This window comes from Microterricola viridarii (assembly GCF_001542775.1).
GTDB classification, from domain to species: Bacteria; Actinomycetota; Actinomycetes; order Actinomycetales; family Microbacteriaceae; genus Microterricola; species Microterricola viridarii_A.
Map to the genome: position 1 here is coordinate 501,686 of NZ_CP014145.1, position 19,453 is coordinate 521,138.

The window sequence follows — 19,453 nt, forward strand, 5'->3', positions numbered from 1 at the left end:
CTTGCCGGTGATGAGCACCGAATCACCGGGCGCGGAAACGCCCCCAGCAGACCACCTAGATCTGAGTGCGCTGTTCGAAGAGCAGGCGCTGCCCTTCATCGACCAGCTCTACGGCGCTGCGCTGCGGATGACGAAGAACCCCTCCGATGCGCAAGACCTCGTGCAGGAGACCTTCGTCAAGGCCTTCGCAGCGTTCAAGCAGTTCGAGCAGGGCACGAACCTCAAGGCGTGGCTCTACCGGATCCTCACCAACACGTTTATCAACACGTACCGCAAGAAGCAGCGCGAGCCTTTCCAGGGCACGATCGACGAGCTCGAAGACTGGCAGTTGGGCGGCGCAGAGTCGCGCACCGCGAGTGCCAGCCGCTCGGCCGAGGCCGAGGCGATTGACCACCTGCCGGACAGCGCCGTCAAGGACGCGCTGCAGTCCCTGCCGGAGGACTTCCGCCTCGCCGTCTACTTCGCTGACGTCGAGGGATTCTCCTACCAGGAGATCGCCGACATGATGAAGACCCCCATCGGCACCGTGATGAGCCGCCTGCACCGCGGCCGACGGATGCTGCGAGAGATGCTGGCCGGATACGCCCAAGAACAGGGCATCGGCCTCACCCACGACACCGGTGCACGCACACCTAGGAGCAAAAAATGAGCGATTGCGGATGTGAGAAAGCCAAGGCAGAACTCGAGGAGTACCTGCACAACGAACTCTGCAGCACCGACGCCGCAGACATCCGTGAGCACCTCGAGAACTGCGCTGAGTGCACCACCGAGCACCTCGTCGGCGTGATGCTGACCGAGACAGTGCAGCGCGCCTGCAAGGAGACCGCTCCGGAGGACCTGCGCGACCTGGTGCTCTCGCGCCTGCGCCTCTCCCAGCAGCACGCCTAGGACGGCGCTCGCCGCGGGGCATCCCGACACGCGCGGAGCGTCAAACTTTTGATTGTTTCGCCTGGCTAGATAAATCGATAGCCTTGTCTGCGTGAACAAAACTGCCCTCGATCGGTCCGCAGATCCAACCCGCCCCTCGTCTCGTGTGCCCCGCTGGCTGCGGGTCACGATCCCGGCGGTCCTGATACTCGTCTGGTTCGCCTTGTTCGGCATCGGAGGGGCGTCGTTCGGCTCCATCGGCGCCGTCGCGACGAACGACCAGGTGCAGTTCCTGCCGGCCAGCTCAGAGGCCACCCGGGTGCAGCAGATCCAGTCCGAGTTCCGGGGCAACGAGTCGATCCCCGCGATCGTGATCTTCCAGCGCGACGGCGGCCTCACGGATGCCGACCGCACGATCATCGCGGACGCGGCCACCGCGTTCCAGGCCACGCCGGGCGTGATCGCCGACGGTGTCTCCCCGGCGATCCCCTCGGCGGACGGAGAGGCAGCCGAGGTGTTCGTCCAGATCGACGCCACCGCGGAAGTCAAGGATGTCGTCGGCGACCTGCGCGCTGAGCTGGCGGCGATCGACGTCGACGGACTCACCAGCTACCTTGCCGGCCCGGCCGGATTCACCGCAGATCTCTCTGGCGCGTTTGCCGGAATCGACGGCCTGCTGCTCGCCGTCGCCCTCTCGGCGGTCTTCCTGATCCTCGTCATCGTCTACCGCTCGCCGCTGCTGCCGCTGATCATGCTGGGCTCCAGCATGGCCGCCCTCTGCGCGGCGGTCTTCGTCGTCGTGCAGCTGGCCGCCGCCGACATCCTGCTCATCAACGGCCAGACCCAGGGCATCCTCTTCATCCTCGTGATCGGTGCCGCCACCGACTACTCGCTGCTCTACATCGCGCGCTACCGCGAGGCACTGCACGTGCACGAGAGCAAGTGGACAGCCACCTGGGCGGCGCTGCGCGGCTCGTGGGAGCCCATTCTCGCCGCGGGCGGCACGGTGATCGCCGCGCTGCTGTTGCTGCTGTTCAGCGAGCTGAACTCCAACAAGATCCTCGGCCCCGTTGCCGCCATCGGCATCGTGTTCGCACTGCTGGCCTCGCTCACCCTGCTGCCCGCCCTGATGCTGTGGGCCGGGCGCACGGCGTTCTGGCCGCGCCGGCCGAAGGTGGGCGAGGTGGGCCCGAGCGAGAAGAGTCTCACCGCGAAGGGGATCTGGCCGTCGCTGGCCCGGTTCATCCGCCGCCGCCCCCGCACCATCTGGATCACGTCCACCCTGCTTCTCGGCGTGATGGCACTCGGGCTGCTCGGGCTGAAGGCCGACGGTGTGGCGTCGAGTGAGTTCGTGCTGGGGGAGTCGCAGTCCCGTGACGGCCAGGCGCTCATCTCCGAACACTTCCCCGGTGGCTCCGGCACCCCGGCCGTGATCGTCGCCCCGGAGGGGGCGCTGCAGCCCGCCGCCGACGTGCTGCTGGCCACCGACGGGGTCGACTCCGTCAGCGTGCTCTCCGCCGACTCGCCGAGCGGCACCCTGCCGGTCACCGCCGAGGGCATCCAGCCGGTCGGTGCGCCGGGCAGCGCCCCGGCCGAGCCCACCGTCATCAACGGCCAGGTGCTTCTGCAGGCGACCCTCAACTACGCCGGCGACTCGCTCCAGGCCGAGGCCCTCGTCACCGAGCTGCGCACCGAGCTGGCCTCGGTCGGCACCGCGGAGGACCCTGTGCTGGTCGGCGGCACGACCGCCGTCGCGCTGGACACGAACACGGCGGCCATCCACGACCGTAACCTGATCATCCCGCTCGTTCTGATCGTGATCATGCTGATCCTGATGGTGCTGCTGCGCTCGATCGTCGCGCCGCTGCTGCTCATCGGCAGCGTGGTGCTGTCGTTCGCCTCGGCCCTCGGCGTCTCCGCGCTCGTGTTCAACAACGTGTTCCACTTCGCCGGAGCCGACCCGGTGGTGCCACTGTTCGGCTTCGTGTTCCTGGTGGCCCTCGGCGTCGATTACAACATCTTCTTGATGACCAGGGTGCGCGAAGAGACCAAGGTGCACGGCGCCAGGGAGGGCGTGCTGCGCGGACTCGTCCTGACCGGCGGCGTGATCACCTCGGCCGGCCTCGTGCTGGCTGCCACCTTCGCCGCGCTCGGTGTGCTGCCGATCCTGTTCCTGGCCCAGCTCGCCTTCATCGTCGCCTTCGGTGTTCTGCTGGACACATTCCTGGTGCGCTCCCTGCTGATCCCGGCGCTCAGCTACGACATCGGACGCGCCATCTGGTGGCCGTCGAAGTTGTCGCGGATGCCGGACTCGCCCCGCTTCACGGCCAGCGAGAAGTAGCTACCGGCCGAACCGCATCGAGCGGGGGCTTCTGCACAGTGGGCGCATCGCGCACTGTGTAGAAGGCACCGGGCAGAAGCCCCCGCTCGTTGTCGTTGGGGCCGGTGGTGTGCTGTTACTGGGGTGCGGGGGCGGCCGCGCGGGACGCGTCCCTCCGAGCCTTGGCGGCCTTCGCCGCGTCGAGCGCCTTCTTGGCGGCCGCGTTCGCCTTGCGGCTCACCTTCTGGGCGCCCTCGAACTCGGTCGCGAGGATGCCGAGGCCGCCGAGAGCGATCAGACTGCCTGGACCGGGGAGCGGCATCAGCACGACGCCGAGGGCGACGGTGCCGCCGCCGACGACGCCGACACCCGTGCGGTACACCTTGTCGGCGGTCGGGTTCTTGCGGATGGCGGCACGCGTTCCGCGCGCGGCGCTGCTGGTCGCCCGCCCGACGGCGGCACCGGCGCGCTTCGCGTTGCTCTGCTGCTCACTCATGGCCCCAGCCTAGACGGCGCCCGCCGAGGGCACGCTGTGCGGGAGCGGTGTTGGCTTCGGTCGCTGGCGCTCCCTCGAGCCAACGGGGGAGGCGCGGGAGCGGGAACGCAGAAGGCCCGCCGCGACCTGGTGGTCGGGGCGGGCCTTCTTGCAGTTGCTCCGTGTGTTAGTCGAGCGTCAGCGCGGTGCGCAGCAGCTCGGCCTGCTCGGCGGCGTGGCGCTTGGCCGAACCGGCGGCGGGCGACGCGGATGCCGGGCGCGACACGACGCCGACCGGGCGGTGGCCCAGCTTTGCCGTCTCGAGGCAGAAGAACGGCCAGGCGCCCTGGTTCTCCGGCTCGTCCTGCACCCAGTACAGCTCTGCGTTCGGGTACTCGCTGACGACGTCCTTCAACTCGGCGGCCGGGAGCGGGTAGAACTGCTCGAGGCGCACCAGGGCGATCTCGGGGTTCGGGTTCTTCTCCAGCTCGCTGCGCAGGTCGTAGTAGATCTTGCCGGCCATGAACAGCACGCGCTTGACGGCCGCCTTGTCGGTGATGCGGACATCGTCGATCACCGGCTCGAACGCGCCGGTCGTGAAGTCGGAGACCGCACTGGAGGCACCGCGCAGGCGCAGCATCGCCTTCGGCGTGAAGACGACGAGCGGGCGGCGCGGGCGCTGGTACGCCTGGCGGCGCAGCAGGTGGAAGTACGACGCGGGCGTCGACGGGCGGGCCACGGTCATGTTGTTCTCAGCGCACAGCTGCAGGAAGCGCTCGATGCGGGCGGAGGAGTGGTCGGGTCCCTGGCCCTCGTAGCCGTGCGGCAGCAGCAGCACAACGCTCGAGCGCTGGCCCCACTTCTGCTCGGCCGAGGCGATGAACTCGTCGATGATGGTCTGCGCACCGTTGGCGAAGTCGCCGAACTGGGCCTCCCAGAGCACGAGGGCGTCCGCGCGCTCCACCGAGTAGCCGTACTCGAAGCCCATCGCCGCGTACTCGCTGAGCAGCGTGTCGTAGATCCAGAAGCGGGCCTGGCTCTCGCTCAGGTTCGCCAGCGGCAGCCACTCCTGGCCGTTCACCCGGTCGTGCAGCACGGCGTGGCGCTGAACGAAGGTGCCGCGGCGGGCATCCTGGCCGGCGAAGCGCACCGGGGTGCCCTCCAGCAGCAGCGAGCCGAGGGCGAGCAGCTCGCCGAAGCCCCAGTCGATGTTGCCGTTGCGGCTCATGTCGAGGCGCTTCTGCAGCAGCTGCTGCAGCTTGTTGTGCACGGTGAAACCGGCCGGCTTGTTGTTGAACGCGTCGCCAATCAGGTGAACCACGGCCTCGCTGACACCGGTGGTCTCCGGCACGCCGATCGCGTCGTCGCTGTCTGCGTCGCCGGTGCCCAGCGGGTTGATGACGGTCATCGAACCGGTCTGTGCCGCGTGGGTCTCCATGAAGGCGCGCTCGAGGCGGTCCTGGAAGTCGCGGTGCGACGCCTCGTACTCTTCCTCGGTGATGTCGCCACGGCCGACGAGGGCTTCGGTGTAGAGCTTGCGCACCGAGCGCTTGGCTTCGATCAGGTTGTACATCAGGGGCTGCGTCATCGAGGGGTCATCGCCCTCGTTGTGGCCGCGTCGGCGGTAGCAGATGAGGTCGATGACGACATCGCGCTTGAATTCCTGGCGGTACTCGAAGGCGAGCTCGGCCACGCGGACGACGGCCTCGGGGTCGTCGCCGTTCACGTGGAAGATCGGCGCCTGGATGGTCTTGGCGACATCCGTCGAGTAGACGGAGCTGCGGGCCTCACCGGGGGGAGTGGTGAAGCCGACCTGGTTGTTCACGACCACGTGGATGGTGCCGCCGGTGCGGTATGCACGCAGCTGCGACATCTGCAGGGTCTCGAGCACGACACCCTGGCCGGCCATAGCCGCGTCACCGTGGATGAGGATGGGCAGCGTCGAGAACGTGCCGATGGGCTTGCGGTCCTGCTTGGCGCGGACGATGCCCTCGAGCACGCCGTCGACGGCCTCGAGGTGGGAGGGGTTCGCAGCGAGGTAGACGGGGATCTGCGCGCCGGTGCTGCTGCGGAAGACGCCCTCGGTGCCGAGGTGGTACTTGACGTCGCCAGAGCCCTGCACGTTCTTGTTGCTGGCGGTGCCTTCGAACTCCTGGAACACCTGGCCGTAGGTCTTGCCTGCGATGTTGGTGAGCACGTTCAGGCGGCCGCGGTGGGCCATGCCGATCGCTGCCTCGTCCAGGCCGGCCTCGGCCGCGCCGGCGAGCACTGCGTCGAGCAGGGCGATGGTGGACTCGCCGCCCTCCAGGCTGAAGCGCTTCTGGCCGACGTACTTGGTCTGCAGGAAGGTCTCGAAGGCCTCGGCCTCGTTGAGCTTGCCGAGGATGCGCAGCTGCTCGTCGTGCGTGGGCTTCTCGTACTTGCGCTCCACCTTGGACTGCACCCAACGGCGCTGCTCAGGGTCCTGGATGTGCATGTACTCGATGCCAGTGGTGCGGCAGTAGGAGTCGCGCAGCACGCCGAGGATGTCGCGCAGCGGGGCGGAGCGACGCTCGCCGAAGCCGCCGGTGACGAACTCGCGGTCCAGGTCCCAGAAGGTGAGGCCGTGGGTGGCGATGTCGAGGTCGGGGTGTGAGCGCTGCACGTACTCGAGCGGGTCGATGTCGGCCATCAGATGGCCGCGCACGCGGAACGAGTTGATCAGCTCCTGCACGCGGGCCGTCTTGTCGACGGCGCTGGCCAGGTCGACGCTGATGTCGGGCGCCCACTCGATCGGGGCGTACGGGATGCGCAGCGCGGAGAAGATGTCGGAGTAGAAGGTGCGCTTGCCGGTGAGCAGCTCGTGCACGATCTTCAGGAACTCGCCCGAGCCAGCACCCTGGATGACGCGGTGGTCGTAGGTGCTGGTGAGCGTGATGGTCTTGCCGATGGCGAGCCCGGCAAGCGTCTTCTCGCTGGAGCCCTGGAACTCGGCCGGGTACTCGAGCGCGCCGGCGCCGATGATGCAGCCAGCGCCCTTCATCAGGCGGGGCACGGAGTGCACGGTGCCGATGCCGCCCGGGTTGGTGAGCGAGATCGAGGCACCGCTGAAGTCATCGGCGGTGAGCTTGTTGCCGCGGGCGCGGCGGACGAGGTCCTCGTATGCGGCGAGGTACTCGCTGAAGGTCATCGTGTCTGCACGCTTGATCGCGGGCACCAGCAGGGCGCGCGATCCATCGGGCTTGGGGATGTCGATGGCGATGCCGAGGCCAACGTGGGCCGGCTTGACGACGGAGGGCTTGCCGTCGACCTCGCTGTAGTAGACGTTCTGGCTGGGGAACACCTTGAGCGCCTGGATCAGGGCCCAGCCGATCATGTGGGTGAAGGAGATCTTGCCACCGCGGGCACGCTGCAGGTGGTTGTTGATGACGATGCGGTTGTCGATCATCAGCTTCGCCGGGATGGTGCGCACGCTGGTCGCGGTGGGCACGGTCAGGCTGGCGTCCATGTTGACGGCGAGCGTCTTGGCCATGCCGCGCAGCGGAACGACCTCGTCCGGGCGCTCAGCCTGCTCGCCGGCCACGATGGGCTGCGGCGTGGTGATGGGCGCGTCGGCGGGCACCGGCTCCGGCTTCGGCGCGACCGAGGTGGTCTTCGCCGCCGGCTGGCTGCCGATGGTGGGGATCGGCGCGGTGATCGGTGCCGCGGTCGCGGCGGGGGCCGCTGGCGCTGCGGCATCCGGCGCCTGCGGGGTGTAGTTCTCGAAGACCGGCCACCACGACTGGTCGACGGAGTTCTTGTCAACGAGGAATCTCTCGTACATTTCGTCGACGAGCCATTCATTGGCTCCAAATTCTTCCGACGTTGTTTCGTCGGAACCCGACCCGGTCAACTGGCTCGACACAGCCGATCGCCCACTCTCTTCGTTGATCTTGGAACTGGGATGCGGCTGACGCTCGCGGGGAGCGCACGCCACAGCTCTCAAGCCTAAACCCCTTTTTGTGGCGAGGGTGCGTGCGCACCTCGCGCGTCTGCCGTGTTCGGGGCTAGCGTGGGCCTCATGGAGTTCTACAGCACAGCGCCGCGCCACGATCTCACCTACTCGGACGTCTTCCTGGTGCCCAGTCGCTCAGCCGTCAGCAGCCGGCTCGACGTCTCCTTGGCGCCGAACGACGGCACGGCGGCGACCATCCCTATCGTCGCCTCCAACATGAACTCCGTGACCGGCCCGCGACTGGCCGCGTCGTTGGCGCGGCGCGGCGGCCTCGGAGTGCTGCCGCAGGACACACCGCTGCAGCAGCTGGACGAGGCGATCCGCTGGGTCAAGGCGCAGTCCGTGCGGTTCGACACCCCCTTCTTCTTCGCCCCGGAAGCCACCGTCGCCGACGCCCTGCGGCAGGTGCCCGCCATCGCAGGCCACGGCATCGTCGTGCACGAGGACGGCGGCCGCTACCGCGGCTGCATCCAGGCGGCGCGGCTCGCGACGGCCCCGCCCGACGCGCGCCTCGGCGACCTGCTGCACGGGGAGCTCACCGCCCTGGACGCCGACGATGTCGACACGGCCAGGCGCGCCTTCGACCTGATGACCGCTGCCGAGCTGGAATTCGCCCCGGTGATGCACCACGGCGCCGTCGTCGGCACGCTCAGCCGCACCAGCGCGCTGCGCTCCACCCTCTACCAGCCCGCCGTTGACGCCGACGGGCGGCTCGTGGTCGCCGCGGCGCTCGGCGTGAACGGTGACGTCGCCGCCAAGGCGCAGGCGCTGGCCGCAGCCGGCGTGGACGTCCTCGTGCTGGACACCGCGCACGGGCACCAGGACGCCATGCTGCGCGCGCTGGCCGTGGTCAGCGACCTGGGCCTCGGGATCCCGCTGGTGGCCGGCAACGTGGTCACGGCGGATGCCGTCGGCGACCTCGTCTCGGCCGGGGCGAACATCATCAAGGTTGGCGTCGGCCCCGGCGCCATGTGCACCACCCGCATGATGACGGCCGTCGGCCGTCCGCAGTTCTCTGCCGTGTTGGAGACGGCGGAGGCGGCAGCCGAGCTGGGCGCCCACGTCTGGGCGGACGGCGGCGTGCGCTACCCGCGGGATGTCGCGCTCGCCCTGGCGGCGGGTGCGGCATCCGTCATGATCGGCTCCTGGTTCGCCGGCACGGTCGAGGCACCGGGCCTGCTGGCAGAGGATTCCGCGGGCCGGCTGTACAAGGAGAGCTGGGGGATGGCATCCACGAAGGCCGTCAAGGAGCGTTTCGAGCGGCTCGACGCCTACGAGCTGGCGCGCAAGACGCTGTTCGCCGAGGGCATCTCCTCCTCGAAGATCTACCTGGACCCGCTGCGCCCCTCCATCGAGGATCTGCTCGACATGATCACCTCGGGGGTGCGCAGCTCGTTCAGCTACGCCGGCGCCCGCACGGTGGAGGAGTTCCAGCAGCGCGCGCGGGTCGGCATCCAGTCGGCGGCCGGTTACGAAGAGGGCAAGGCGCTCCCAGTGAGTTGGTAGCTCGGCTCGCATATACTGGCAACACAATGGACGACCCTCCCCCTGCATCTTCGCCCAGCCATAAACCTTCGCCCGTGACCCGCGGGGGTGAATTCGATGTCTGAGTGGATACTTCTCGGAATCGGACTCCTCCTCACCGTGGGAACGGGCCTCTTCGTCGCCAGCGAGTTCGCGCTGGTGAACCTCGACCGCGCCGACCTTGAGGCGCGGCGCGATCGGGGTGAGAGCAAGCTCGGCATGACCATTGCCGCGCTGAAGATCACCTCGACGCACCTCTCGAGTGCGCAGCTCGGCATCACGCTGACGACGCTGCTCACCGGTTACACCATGGAGCCGGCGTTCACCAGCCTGCTCACCGGGCCGCTCACCGCCTGGGGGTGCCGGTCGGGGTCGTCCCCGTGCTGGCCACCACCGTCGCGATCGTGCTGGCCACGCTGCTCTCCATGATTGTGGGAGAGCTGGTGCCGAAGAACTTCGCGCTGGCGTTGCCGCTGGCCACCGCGCGCTTCGTCATCCCCTTCCAGACCGTGTTCACCGCCGTGTTCAAGCCGGCCATTGTGTTGCTGAACGGCAGCGCGAACGGCATCCTGCGCTCCGTCGGCATCGAGCCGAAGGAGGAGCTGAGCGGTGCCCGCACCGCAGAGGAGCTCTCCTCCCTGGTGCGCCGATCCGCCAGCGCGGGCATGCTCGAGGCCGACACGGCCACGCTGCTGAACCGCACCCTGCGCTTCGCCGAGCACACGGCATCCGATGTGATGACCCCGCGCCCGCGCATCGCCAGCATCTCGCGCACCGACTCCGCGCAGGCCGTGATCGAGCTCACCGCGCAGACCGGCTACTCCCGGTTCCCGGTCATCGACGAGAGCGTGGATGACGTCGTCGGCGTCGTGCACGTCAAGCAGGCCATGGCCGTGCCTCGCTCCCGGCGCGGAGAGGTGCCCGTGTCTGCCCTGCAGTCCGACGCCCTGCGCGTGCCGGAGACCATGAAGCTCGACACCCTGTTGGGCGAGCTGCGCGGCCGCGGGTTCCAGATGGCGGTCGTCGTCGATGAGTATGGCGGAACCGCCGGCGTTGCGACGCTGGAGGACCTGGTCGAGGAGCTGGTCGGCGAGGTCGCCGACGAGCACGACCGTGCCAAGGCAGGCATCGTGCGCCAGATCGACTCGCTCACCTTCCCCGGCATGTTGCGCCCCGACGAGCTGCTCGAGCGCACCGGCATCAAGGTTCCCGAAGAGGGCCCGTTCGAGACCGTCGCCGGTTTCGTGATGAGCGAACTCGGCCGGCTGCCCGTCGTGGGCGACACCGTCGCCATCGACAGCGGCGAGCTGCGCGTCGAGCGCCTCGACGGGCGCCGGATCGAGCGGATCCGGTTCACGCCCAACGCCGATGGAACGCCGCCAAGTGGCAGCGCAGAGGCGGATGCCGCGGCATCCGCCCGTGGGGAGGGAAGCCGATGAACGACTGGGCCGGACTGGCATGGCTGGTCGTCCTTTTGCTCGGCAACGCCTTCTTCGTCGCCGCCGAGTTCGCCGTTATCTCGGCGCGCCGCTCGCAGATCGAGCCGCTCGCCGAGGCAGGCAAGTCCAGCGCGAAGACAGCGCTCTGGGCGATGGAGCACGCCACCCTCATGCTGGCGACCAGCCAGCTGGGCATCACGGTGTGCTCGCTGCTGATCCTGAACGTCTCTGAGCCGGCGATCCACCACCTGCTCGAGATCCCGCTGGCCCTCACCGGCTGGTCGGAGGCGCTCATCGGCGGTGTCGCGTTCGCGATCACCCTGGTGCTGGTCTCGTACCTGCACGTGGTGTTCGGCGAGATGGTGCCGAAGAACCTGTCCTTCTCTGTGCCCGACCGCGCGGTGCTGATCCTGGCCCCGCCGCTGGTGCTCGTTGCCCGCGTGTTCAAGCCGGTGATCGTCGCCCTGAACGCGACCGCGAACGGCGTGCTGCGCCTGTTCGGCGTGGAGCCGAAGAGCGAGACGACGAGCACGTTCACGCTCGATGAGGTGGCCACGATAGTCAACCAGTCCACCCGTGAGGGTGTGCTGCGCGACAGCAACGGCGCCCTGAGCGCCGCGTTCGAGTTCACCACCAAGAAGGTGCGCGATGTTGCCGTGCCGCTGGCGTCGCTGGTGAGCCTGCCCTTCGACGCCACCCCGACCGACCTGGAACGCGCCGTCGCCCGGCACGGCTTCTCGCGGTACGTCATGCTCGACGAGCACGGCGAGCCGAGCGGCTACCTGCACCTGAAGGACGTGATCGACCTCGATCTGGTTCCGGATGCCACGACGCCGGCCTGGGACGAGCCGGTGCCGGCCAAGCGCATCAGGCAGCTGGCATCCGTGTTCGAAGGCACCGACCTCGAAGACGCGCTGAGCGCCATGCGGCGCACCGGCGCCCACCTGGCTCGGGCCTTCGACGCAGACGGTCAGGCGATCGGCGTCTTGTTCCTCGAGGACATCATCGAGGAGCTCGTCGGCGAGGTGCAGGACGCCACCCGGCGCGCCTGAGAGCCCGCGGCTCCTCCAACGGAACCGCCCAGAAACGGTGTCATCGATCCGTTTCTGGGCGGCCGTTCCGCGCTCCCAACCGTCGGCGTAGGCTCGCAGCGGGGGAGAAAAGAGGAATCCTGATGATGGATTTCACGAATGTAATGGCAGTGCTTCCCGCGAGCGACCTCGGCCGCGCGCAAGCCTTCTACAAGGACAAGCTCGGCCTGGAGCCCGACCCCGAGATGAGCGACACGGGCGGCGTCGTCTACTCCGTCGGCGGGCACAGGTTTCTGCTCTACGAGACGGGCTTCGCCGGCACGGCGAAGAACACCGCGCTGACCTTGGAGACGGCCAACCTCGACGGCACGATGACCGAGATGCGCGGCCGCGGGGTCTCCTTCGAGGAGTACGACATGCCGGGGCTGAAGACCGAGAACGGGGTCGCCGGCATCGGCACAGAGCGCACAGCCTGGTTCGTCGACAGCGAGAGCAACATCATCGCCGTCTCCGAGAGGAGCTAGCGTTCAGGTATGAAGACCGCGTCGGAGTGGCTGGAATGGGATGAGCGCAGGGCCAGGGAATGGTTGGCCGTGCCTCGCGCCGGAGACGACAAGTACTCCCGCGGCGTGCTCGGTGTGATCACCGGATCGCACGATTACCCCGGCGCGGCCGTGCTCGGCGTTGAGGCCGCGATGCGCACCGGCGTCGGCATGGTGCGCTACACCGGCCCGAATGCCGTGCGCCAACAGGTGTTGGCCAGGCGGCCGGAGGTCGTCGGCGTTGCCGGGCGGGTGCAGGCGTGGCTGATCGGCTCCGGCATGTCAGCGACCAGGCGCACCCTGATCCTCGGTGCAGAGCTCGGCCAGGCCGTCGCGCAGGGGGTGCCGACGGTGCTGGATGCCGGCGCGCTCGACCTCGTGCACGAGGCCCGCGGCGCGGTGGTGCTCACCCCGCACTACCGGGAGCTCGCCGAGTTGCTGATGGAGAGCGCGCGGCGTGCGGGCCACGGAGCGGTGAAGGTCACCCCGGCGCACGGCGGGCCGCCGCATGTCGACCAGATTGCGACCCAGCCTGCGCTCTGGGCCGGCAGGGCGGCGCAGCAACTGGGGGCGACGGTGCTGTTGAAGGGTGCGGTGACCTACATCGCCCACCCCGACGGCGCGCGCTTCACGGTCACCGGGGCGCCCAGCTGGCTGGCCACGGCCGGAACAGGCGATGTGCTCGGCGGCATCTTGGGCGCCCTGCTGGCGACCAGGCACCGCACCATCGCGCAGGACCCGAGCGCTGTCGCCCCGATCGCGGCGACGGCCGCTCTGGTGCACGCGCTTGCCGCCCGCCGGGCCTCGCAGGGCGGCCCCATCACCGCCCTCGATGTGGCCGGCGCCATTCCGGCCACGATCGCCGCGCTGCTCACCGGCGACTAGTCGCGCGCTGGTGCGCGGGGCTCAGGCTGGCAGCTGTTGGGTGCGCCCCGGCGTGGTGAAGCGGGCGAGGAACTCGCGCGTGCGCTCCTGCTCCGGGTGGCCGAGTAGTTGCTCCGGGCTGCCCTGCTCGACAATCAGCCCGCCGTCGAGGAACACAACACGGTGGGCGACATCGCGGGCGAACGCCATCTCGTGCGTCGCCATCACGATCGTGGAGCCGCCCTGCGCCAGCGTGCGCACGAGCTCGAGCACCTCGCCGACGAGCTCGGGGTCGAGCGCGCTCGTGATCTCGTCGAGCAGCAGCAGTTCCGGGTCGGTGGCGATCGCGCGCACGATGGCGACCCGCTGCTGTTGCCCGCCGGAGAGCCGATCCGGGAACTCGCGCGCCTTGTCGGCCAGGCCGATCTGGTCCAGCAGCTCCAGCGCGTGCTTCTCTGCTGCCGCCTTGCCGCGCCGGTGCACGGTGCGGCTGGCGAGGGTCACGTTGCCGAGCACGCTGAGGTGCGGGAACAGGTTGTAGTGCTGGAAAACGACGCCGATGCGGGCCCGCACCGCGTCGAGCTTGACGCGCGGGTCACTGATGTCGGTACCGGAGAGGAACACCTGCCCGTCATCGATCGTCTCGAGCAGGTTCGCGGTGCGCAGCAGCGTCGACTTGCCGGAGCCGCTGGCCCCGATCAGGGCGACGACCTCGTGCCGGCGCACATCGAGGTCGATGCCGCGCAGCACCTCGACGTCGCCGAAGGACTTGTGGATGCCGCGCATGCTGAGCACGGCCGGCTCCAGCTCGGTACCGGGGGAGGTCATACGATGCTGCCCATCTGTTCGCGCTTGCGCACCCGCGCCGAGTACCAATCGGTCAGCCGGATCATCGGCCAGGCCAGCAGCACGAACAGCAGGCCGGCCAACACATAGGGCGTGAAGTTGTAGCTCGCGGCGACCTCGATCTGGGCGGCGCGCACCGCGTCGATGGCTCCGAGCACCGAGATGAGGCCGACATCTTTCTGCATGGCGACGAAGTCGTTCATGAGCGCCGGGGTCACCTTGCGCACCGCCTGCGGCAGCACCACCTTGCGCATGGCCTGGCCGTGGCTGAGGCCGAGGGCCCTGGCCGCCAGCCGCTGTGAGGGGTGAACGGCCTCGATGCCGGCGCGGAACACCTCGGAGACGTAGGCGGAGTAGGTCAGGATCAGGGCGATGGTGCCCCAGAACGCGATCGGCATGCGTGGGAACAGCTCGAGCCCCGGTACGCCGAAGCCGACCAGGTAGAGCACGATGATGAGTGGAATGCCGCGGAACAGGTCGGTATACCCGGTGGCCAGCGCGCGCAGCGGGAAGAACACCGGCCCGCGCACGGTACGGGCCAGCGCCAGCAGCATGCTCACGATGAGCACGCCGATCACGGCGAAGAACAGCACCTGGATGTTCAGCCAGAGGCCGGCGATCACCCGCGGGAACGCCGCGATCGCGGCATCCAGGTTGAAGAAGCTCTGCTGCACGGCCGCCCAGCCGGGCGTGTTGACGACGAGCACCCAGACCAGGATCGCGACGACCACGGTGCTGGCGAAGGAGACGGCCACGGACTTGCCGTTCTGGCGTCGCCGGTACAGGCGCCGGTCGAGCTCGATCTGGCTCGGGATCCGCTCCGCTACTGCGCTGCTCATCGCTTCGTTCTCACCGCACAAAACTATCGGATGCCGGGCGCGCCCGGCATGCTGCTACTTCAGCAGGGGAGCGTCGGCGCCGGCGGCCAGCCACTTGTCGGCCAGGGCGTCAAGCGTGCCGTTCTCGCGCAGCGTGTCGACGGCTGCGGTGACCTGCTCGGTGAGCGGGCTGCCCTTGGGCAGCACCAGGCCGAACTGGTCGCCGGCCGCGGCGGTCTTCGGCAGCTGGCCGATGATCGAGCCGCCCTCCAGCTCGACGCCGGTCAGGTAGAACGCGGTCGGCAGGTCGACGACGATGGCGTCGACGGTGCCGTTCTGCAGTGCGAGCTTGGCGTCGTCGTTGCTGTTGAAGGCCAGCGCGCCCTGCGTCGGCGCGATCTGGCTCTCGACGGCCTGGAAGCTGGTGGTGCCGGTCTGCGCGCCGATCAGCAGGCCCTGCAGCTCGGCGATGGAGCTGGCGCCCTCGGCGGGGGAGCCCGGAACGGTGATGACGGCCTGCGTCGTCTCGTAGTACGGGCTGGAGAAGTCGACGGTCTGCTTGCGCTCTTCGGTGATGGAGAACTGCTGCAGGTTGATGTCGAAGTCCTTCGGGCCCGGCGCGATCGCCTGGTCGAAGGTGCTGCGCACCCAGACGACGTCCTTGGCGTCGAAGCCGAGCTCAGCGGCGACGGCGTAGGCGACGGCGGCCTCGAAGCCCTCGCCCGACTCCGGCTTGTTGTCGAGCACCCAAGGGAAGTAGGCCGGCTCGCCAGTGGCGACGGTGAATGCGCCCTCCGTCACATACTCGGATGCCGGGGCGCCGGAACCGGAACCGGCATCGGCGGCACACGCGCTCAGCGCGAGCAGCGTCGCCGAGGCGGCAACGATCGACAGGGTGCGGGCGAGGCGTGACGACATGAGGGCTCCAGACGGTTGCGGACACCTCATTCTGGCGTGAATGCCCGCCCGGAGCGGCTCCGCCGACGCATTCCGACATGCGCGGGTAGCATGGCCAGCATGCCTGAGCCCTCCGCGCCGCTCGCCGGGGCCCCGGTCGCCACGCGGCCGGCGTGGCCGAGCGCCGGTGTGCTGCGGCATCCACTCACACTCTGGGCGGCGTTCGCCCTCGTGCACACGGTGCTGGTGCTGCTCTGCCTGCACGCGCCCGGCTGGCCGCTCGGCGACGTCGAGGTGGTCTACAAGTTCTGGGTGGCGCAGGCCGTTGCCGGCGGCAACCAGGTGGGCATCGACGAGGCGTGGGTATACCCGATCTTGGCGTACCTGCCGATGGCGCTGGCGAACCTGCTCGGCCCTGGCCTGTACGTGCAGACCTGGCTGGGCCTCGTCGTCGCCCTGAACGCGGCGGCGTTCGCCGTGCTGATTGGCGGGCTGCGTCGGCGCCCGGCACGGCCGCGCTGGCGGGTCACCGCCGCCTGGTGGTGGCTCGGCTTCCTGCTGTTGCTCGGCCCCATCGCGCTGGCCCGCATCGACGCGGTCACGATTCCGCTGGCGATCGTCGGCCTGCTGCTCGCCGCCGGCCGGCCGGTGCTCGGGGTGGCGCTGCTCACCGTTGCGGCGTGGGTGAAGGTCTGGCCGGCCGCCCTCGTCGGCGCGCTGTTCGTCGCGGCACGCGCCCGCGCCCGCGTGTGGCAGAGCGCGCTCGTGGTCAGCGGGATCGTGGTTCTCGTGAGCGTCGTGCTCGGCGGCGGCGCCTACGTGCTGGGCTTCGTCGGCGAGCAGACCGGCCGCGGCCTGCAGATCGAGGCGCCAATTGCGACGCCGTGGCTCTGGCAGACGGCCGCCGGCGTGCCCGGCGTCGGCATCTACTACGACTTCGACATCCTCACCTACCAGCTGCATGGGGCGGGCACCGGCTGGGCGAGTGCGCTGGCGACGCCGCTGATGGCGGTCGCCGCGGCCGCCGTTCTGCTGCTCGCTGTGCTGCGGCACCGAGCCGGGGCGCACTACACGAGGCTGGTGCCGCCGCTGGCCCTGGCCCTGGTGCTGGTGTTCATCGTCTTCAACAAGGTGGGCTCGCCCCAGTTCATGACCTGGCTGGCCGCGCCGGTCATCCTCGGGCTGGTCTACCGGGGGAGGCAGTGGCGGCTGCCCGCCGCGCTTGCACTCACCCTCGCCGCCCTCACCCAGCTGATCTACCCTTATCTGTATGGCGCCCTGCTCGCCGCGGAGCCGTGGATGGTGTTCGTCATCACGCTGCGCAACCTGCTTGAGCTGGTGCTGCTCGGCTGGGCGGTGCGCGCCGTCTTCCTCTCCAACCGGGGCCCACTGCTCCGCACAATCCCCTAAGGATCAATCATGCTCGTCGCATTCTCCGTCGCACCGAGCGGCACCGGCAAGGCTGACGGCTCGGTGCACGACGCCGTTGCCGCCGCCGTCAAGATCGTCCGCGACTCCGGGCTGCCGAACCACACCGGCTCGATGTTCACCGAGATCGAGGGGGAGTGGGACGAGGTGTTCGCCGTCATCAAGGCGGCGACGGATGCCGTCGCCGGCTACGGCTCGCGGGTCTCGCTCGTGATCAAGGCCGACATCCGGCCCGGCTACAGCGGCGAGATCGACGCCAAGGTTGAGCGGCTGGAGGCCGCGCTGGAGCGCGGCGCCGACGCCGAATAGGGGTGGACCGCATCGCGCCGGCGTCGATTGCGGCCGCGCATCGAATCGATTCGATTCCGTCGTAGACTGGGCCGGTGACTGAACAGACCACCGCCCTCTCGCCCGCGCGCGTCCGTTTCGCGCTGCTCGCGCTGGCCCTCGGCGGCTTCGGCATCGGCGCCACCGAGTTCGTCGCCATGGGGCTGCTGCCGAACCTCGCCGCCGACCTGCTGCCCGGCCTTGCCGCCAGCGATCCGGCCGCTGCCAATGCGCAGGCCGGCTGGTTGATCAGCGCCTACGCCCTCGGCGTCGTCGTCGGAGCCCCCACCATCGCGGCGGCCGCCGCGCGCTGGCCGCGCAAACAGCTGCTGTTGGCGCTGCTCGCCGCGTTCACGCTCGGCACCGTGGCATCCGCACTGCTGCCCACCTTCGAGCTGGTGCTGGCCGCCCGCTTCGTCGCCGCGCTGCCGCACGGCGCCTACTTCGGCATCGCCTCGCTCGTCGCGGCCAGCCTGATGGGCCCGGGCAAGCGTGCCCGCGGCGTCGCCCTGGTGCTTTCCGGCCTGACCATCTCGAACGTGGTCGGCGTGCCTGCGATCACCTGGCTCGGCCAGATGCAGGGCTGGCGGGCGGCTTACATCGCCGTCGCGGCCATCTTCGCACTCACGTTCCTCGCCGTGCTGGCTACCGTTCCGCTGCAGCCGGGCGACCGCAACGCGACCATCCGCAACGAGCTGAAAGCCTTCGGCAGCGCCCAGGTCTGGTTCGCGCTCGGCATCGGGGCCATCGGCTTCGGCGGGCTGTTCGCCGTCTACAGCTACGTGGCGCCACTCGTCGCCGAGGTGACCGGACTCGCGGAATCCGCCGTGCCCCTGGTGCTGGTCGTCATCGGGCTCGGCATGACGGCGGGCAACTTCCTCGGCGGCTGGTGCGCCGACAGGAGCGTGCGGCGCAGCATGTACGGCTTCTTCGTGCTGATGCTGCTGGCCCTGCTCGGCCTGGCGTTGAGCGCGCAGAACATCGTCGGCCTGCTGCTGTTCATCTTTTTGGTCGGGGCGGCGGCGGCCGCGCTCTCGCCCACGATCCAGACCCGGTTGATGGATGTCGCCCGCGACAGCCAGTCCATCGCGGCGGCGCTCAACCACTCGGCGTTGAACATCGGCAACGCCCTCGGCGCGCTGCTCGGCGGTCTGGCGATCGCCGCCGGCTTCGGCTACGTCGCCCCGGTCTGGATCGGCCTGGGTCTCAGCGTGCTCGGCCTGCTGATCGCGCTCGTCAGTTTCGCCTGGGATGGCCGGCGCCGCAGCCGCGGCGAGGTGCTCGGCTACGGCACCGAGCTGGTGCAGGTGGTCGGAGCGACGCGCTAACACCGGCCGGCATCCGCAGGCACGAAAGAGGGCCCTGAAACTCGCGTTTCAGGGCCCTCGTCGTGTTGTCTGGGTTGGACCTAGTCGGTCTGCAGCAGGATGCCGTCCTGGATGGCGCGCTTGCGCAGGGCGACCTTGGTGCCCACGTCGAAACCAGCGACGCGGTACTTCTCGCGGATGCGCTTGAGGTAGGACTTCGCCGTCTCCTCAGAGATGCCGAGCTGGAACGCGACGGCCTTCACCGGCTCGCCGGCGCCGTACAGGGCCATGACGCGCCGCTCCTGGGCGCTGAGGCGCGGGGTGTCGCCACGGGTACCAGCGGTCAGGGCCAGGTCGAGCTCCTCCGAGATGTAGGACTCGCCCTTGTGGGCTGCGCGGATCGCCTCGACGATCATGTCGGCTTCCTCGGTCTTGACCAGGTAGCCGAGGGCGCCGGCGGCGAGGGCCTCGCGCACGACGGCCGGCTCAGAGTAGGTGCTCATCAGCACCGTCTTCACCCCGGTGGTCTTCAGGGTGGAGATCTTCAGCGAGATGGGAATGTTGTCTTTGAGGTCCAGGTCGAGCAGCACCACGTCGACGGGGAACTGCGGGTGCGAGAGCAACTCGGGCCAGGTTGTCGCCGCGACGACGAGATGGATGTCGTCCGCAGCCCCCCTGATCCACTCCGTCAGGGCACCCAGCAGCATCTTGTGGTCGTCAACGAGCGCCAGACGAATCTTATTGGCCGGGTTTCCCACGCATTCCTCCTTGTGCATACGCACGATTCGATGCCCC

At 69.2% G+C, this 19,453-nt stretch carries 16 protein-coding genes and 1 pseudogene; 11 read left to right on the plus strand and 6 right to left on the minus strand.

The annotated features are described in order from the left end of the window. Positions 1-10: 10 nt before the first annotated feature. The 3 genes from AWU67_RS02270 (at position 11) to AWU67_RS02280 (ending at position 3,208) form a co-directional block, all read left to right on the plus strand. Entirely contained in the window at positions 11-649 is a 639-nt protein-coding gene (locus AWU67_RS02270) for a sigma-70 family RNA polymerase sigma factor (RefSeq protein ID WP_082716712.1), read from the plus strand. Next, complete coding sequence (locus AWU67_RS02275) at positions 646-888, plus strand: zf-HC2 domain-containing protein (RefSeq protein WP_067226227.1); 243 nt, start codon at positions 646-648, stop codon at positions 886-888. Before AWU67_RS02270 ends, AWU67_RS02275 begins: the two co-directional genes overlap by 4 nt. A gap of 91 nt (positions 889-979) precedes the next feature. Continuing rightward, positions 980-3,208 carry an MMPL family transporter gene (locus tag AWU67_RS02280; RefSeq protein ID WP_234407326.1) on the plus strand — a complete coding sequence of 743 codons (2,229 nt, stop codon included), beginning with the start codon at positions 980-982 and terminating at the stop codon, positions 3,206-3,208. 115 nt (positions 3,209-3,323) lie between these two features. Here AWU67_RS02280 and AWU67_RS02285 read toward each other — a convergent pair whose 3' ends face one another. Both AWU67_RS02285 and AWU67_RS02290 read right to left on the minus strand, forming a co-directional pair. Next, positions 3,324-3,683, minus strand: coding sequence for a PGPGW domain-containing protein (locus AWU67_RS02285; RefSeq protein ID WP_067226233.1), 360 nt, complete (start codon positions 3,681-3,683; stop codon positions 3,324-3,326). 166 nt (positions 3,684-3,849) lie between these two features. Then, positions 3,850-7,545, minus strand: a complete 3,696-nt coding sequence (locus tag AWU67_RS02290) for a multifunctional oxoglutarate decarboxylase/oxoglutarate dehydrogenase thiamine pyrophosphate-binding subunit/dihydrolipoyllysine-residue succinyltransferase subunit (RefSeq protein ID WP_067226237.1) — start codon at positions 7,543-7,545, stop codon at positions 3,850-3,852. 156 nt (positions 7,546-7,701) lie between these two features. Between AWU67_RS02290 and AWU67_RS02295 the strand changes: the two genes are divergently transcribed. The 5 genes and pseudogenes from AWU67_RS02295 (at position 7,702) to AWU67_RS02315 (ending at position 13,056) form a co-directional block, all read left to right on the plus strand. Beyond that, positions 7,702-9,141 (plus strand): GuaB1 family IMP dehydrogenase-related protein, encoded by a 1,440-nt coding sequence (locus tag AWU67_RS02295; protein WP_067226240.1) that lies wholly within the window; start codon positions 7,702-7,704, stop codon positions 9,139-9,141. A gap of 96 nt (positions 9,142-9,237) precedes the next feature. Continuing rightward, positions 9,238-10,598 (plus strand): annotated as a pseudogene (locus AWU67_RS02300) (hemolysin family protein). Next, positions 10,595-11,650 (plus strand): hemolysin family protein, encoded by a 1,056-nt coding sequence (locus tag AWU67_RS02305; RefSeq protein ID WP_067226243.1) that lies wholly within the window; start codon positions 10,595-10,597, stop codon positions 11,648-11,650. The pseudogene AWU67_RS02300 and the gene AWU67_RS02305 overlap by 4 nt, the downstream one beginning before the upstream one ends. A 143-nt stretch (positions 11,651-11,793) precedes the next feature. Further along, a complete protein-coding gene (locus tag AWU67_RS02310; protein WP_234407327.1) occupies positions 11,794-12,153 on the plus strand; it encodes a VOC family protein in 360 nt (119 codons plus the stop codon). Positions 12,154-12,162: 9 nt separating this feature from the next. Further along, entirely contained in the window at positions 12,163-13,056 is an 894-nt protein-coding gene (locus AWU67_RS02315) for an ADP-dependent NAD(P)H-hydrate dehydratase (protein WP_067226249.1), read from the plus strand. 21 nt (positions 13,057-13,077) lie between these two features. On the opposite strand, the gene AWU67_RS02320 is transcribed toward AWU67_RS02315, so the two are convergent. From AWU67_RS02320 to AWU67_RS02330, 3 genes are read right to left on the minus strand one after another with little or no spacing between them, the layout of a single operon-like run. Further along, complete coding sequence (locus AWU67_RS02320; protein ID WP_067226251.1) at positions 13,078-13,863, minus strand: amino acid ABC transporter ATP-binding protein; 786 nt, start codon at positions 13,861-13,863, stop codon at positions 13,078-13,080. Beyond that, entirely contained in the window at positions 13,860-14,720 is an 861-nt protein-coding gene (locus tag AWU67_RS02325) for an amino acid ABC transporter permease (RefSeq protein WP_067226254.1), read from the minus strand. Before AWU67_RS02325 ends, AWU67_RS02320 begins: the two co-directional genes overlap by 4 nt. A gap of 54 nt (positions 14,721-14,774) precedes the next feature. Continuing rightward, complete coding sequence (locus AWU67_RS02330) at positions 14,775-15,617, minus strand: ABC transporter substrate-binding protein (protein ID WP_067226257.1); 843 nt, start codon at positions 15,615-15,617, stop codon at positions 14,775-14,777. 99 nt (positions 15,618-15,716) lie between these two features. Between AWU67_RS02330 and AWU67_RS02335 the strand changes: the two genes are divergently transcribed. The 3 genes from AWU67_RS02335 to AWU67_RS02345 all read left to right on the plus strand — a co-directional run bounded on the left by AWU67_RS02335 (position 15,717) and on the right by AWU67_RS02345 (position 18,679). Further along, positions 15,717-17,006: a glycosyltransferase 87 family protein gene (locus AWU67_RS02335; RefSeq protein ID WP_082717125.1), complete on the plus strand. Its 1,290-nt coding sequence runs from the start codon at positions 15,717-15,719 to the stop codon at positions 17,004-17,006. A 9-nt stretch (positions 17,007-17,015) separates the two neighbouring features. Continuing rightward, entirely contained in the window at positions 17,016-17,333 is a 318-nt protein-coding gene (locus tag AWU67_RS02340; RefSeq protein WP_067226264.1) for a thiamine-binding protein, read from the plus strand. A 74-nt stretch (positions 17,334-17,407) separates the two neighbouring features. Beyond that, positions 17,408-18,679, plus strand: a complete 1,272-nt coding sequence (locus tag AWU67_RS02345; RefSeq protein WP_067226266.1) for an MFS transporter — start codon at positions 17,408-17,410, stop codon at positions 18,677-18,679. Between the two features lie 80 nt (positions 18,680-18,759). On the opposite strand, the gene AWU67_RS02350 is transcribed toward AWU67_RS02345, so the two are convergent. Continuing rightward, positions 18,760-19,365 carry a response regulator transcription factor gene (locus tag AWU67_RS02350; protein WP_234407405.1) on the minus strand — a complete coding sequence of 202 codons (606 nt, stop codon included), beginning with the start codon at positions 19,363-19,365 and terminating at the stop codon, positions 18,760-18,762. Between the last annotated feature and the right edge of the window lie 88 nt (positions 19,366-19,453).

Coding starts and splice junctions, on each gene's coding strand:
- AWU67_RS02270 (WP_082716712.1), top strand. CDS start 11: ATGAGCACCGAATCACCGGGCGCGGAAACGCCCCCAGCAGACCACCTA.
- AWU67_RS02275 (WP_067226227.1), top strand. CDS start 646: ATGAGCGATTGCGGATGTGAGAAAGCCAAGGCAGAACTCGAGGAGTAC.
- AWU67_RS02285 (WP_067226233.1), bottom strand. CDS start 3,683: ATGAGTGAGCAGCAGAGCAACGCGAAGCGCGCCGGTGCCGCCGTCGGG.
- AWU67_RS02295 (WP_067226240.1), top strand. CDS start 7,702: ATGGAGTTCTACAGCACAGCGCCGCGCCACGATCTCACCTACTCGGAC.
- AWU67_RS02305 (WP_067226243.1), top strand. CDS start 10,595: ATGAACGACTGGGCCGGACTGGCATGGCTGGTCGTCCTTTTGCTCGGC.
- AWU67_RS02310 (WP_234407327.1), top strand. CDS start 11,794: ATGGCAGTGCTTCCCGCGAGCGACCTCGGCCGCGCGCAAGCCTTCTAC.
- AWU67_RS02315 (WP_067226249.1), top strand. CDS start 12,163: ATGAAGACCGCGTCGGAGTGGCTGGAATGGGATGAGCGCAGGGCCAGG.
- AWU67_RS02320 (WP_067226251.1), bottom strand. CDS start 13,863: ATGACCTCCCCCGGTACCGAGCTGGAGCCGGCCGTGCTCAGCATGCGC.
- AWU67_RS02325 (WP_067226254.1), bottom strand. CDS start 14,720: ATGAGCAGCGCAGTAGCGGAGCGGATCCCGAGCCAGATCGAGCTCGAC.
- AWU67_RS02330 (WP_067226257.1), bottom strand. CDS start 15,617: ATGTCGTCACGCCTCGCCCGCACCCTGTCGATCGTTGCCGCCTCGGCG.
- AWU67_RS02335 (WP_082717125.1), top strand. CDS start 15,717: ATGCCTGAGCCCTCCGCGCCGCTCGCCGGGGCCCCGGTCGCCACGCGG.
- AWU67_RS02340 (WP_067226264.1), top strand. CDS start 17,016: ATGCTCGTCGCATTCTCCGTCGCACCGAGCGGCACCGGCAAGGCTGAC.
- AWU67_RS02350 (WP_234407405.1), bottom strand. CDS start 19,365: ATGCTGCTGGGTGCCCTGACGGAGTGGATCAGGGGGGCTGCGGACGAC.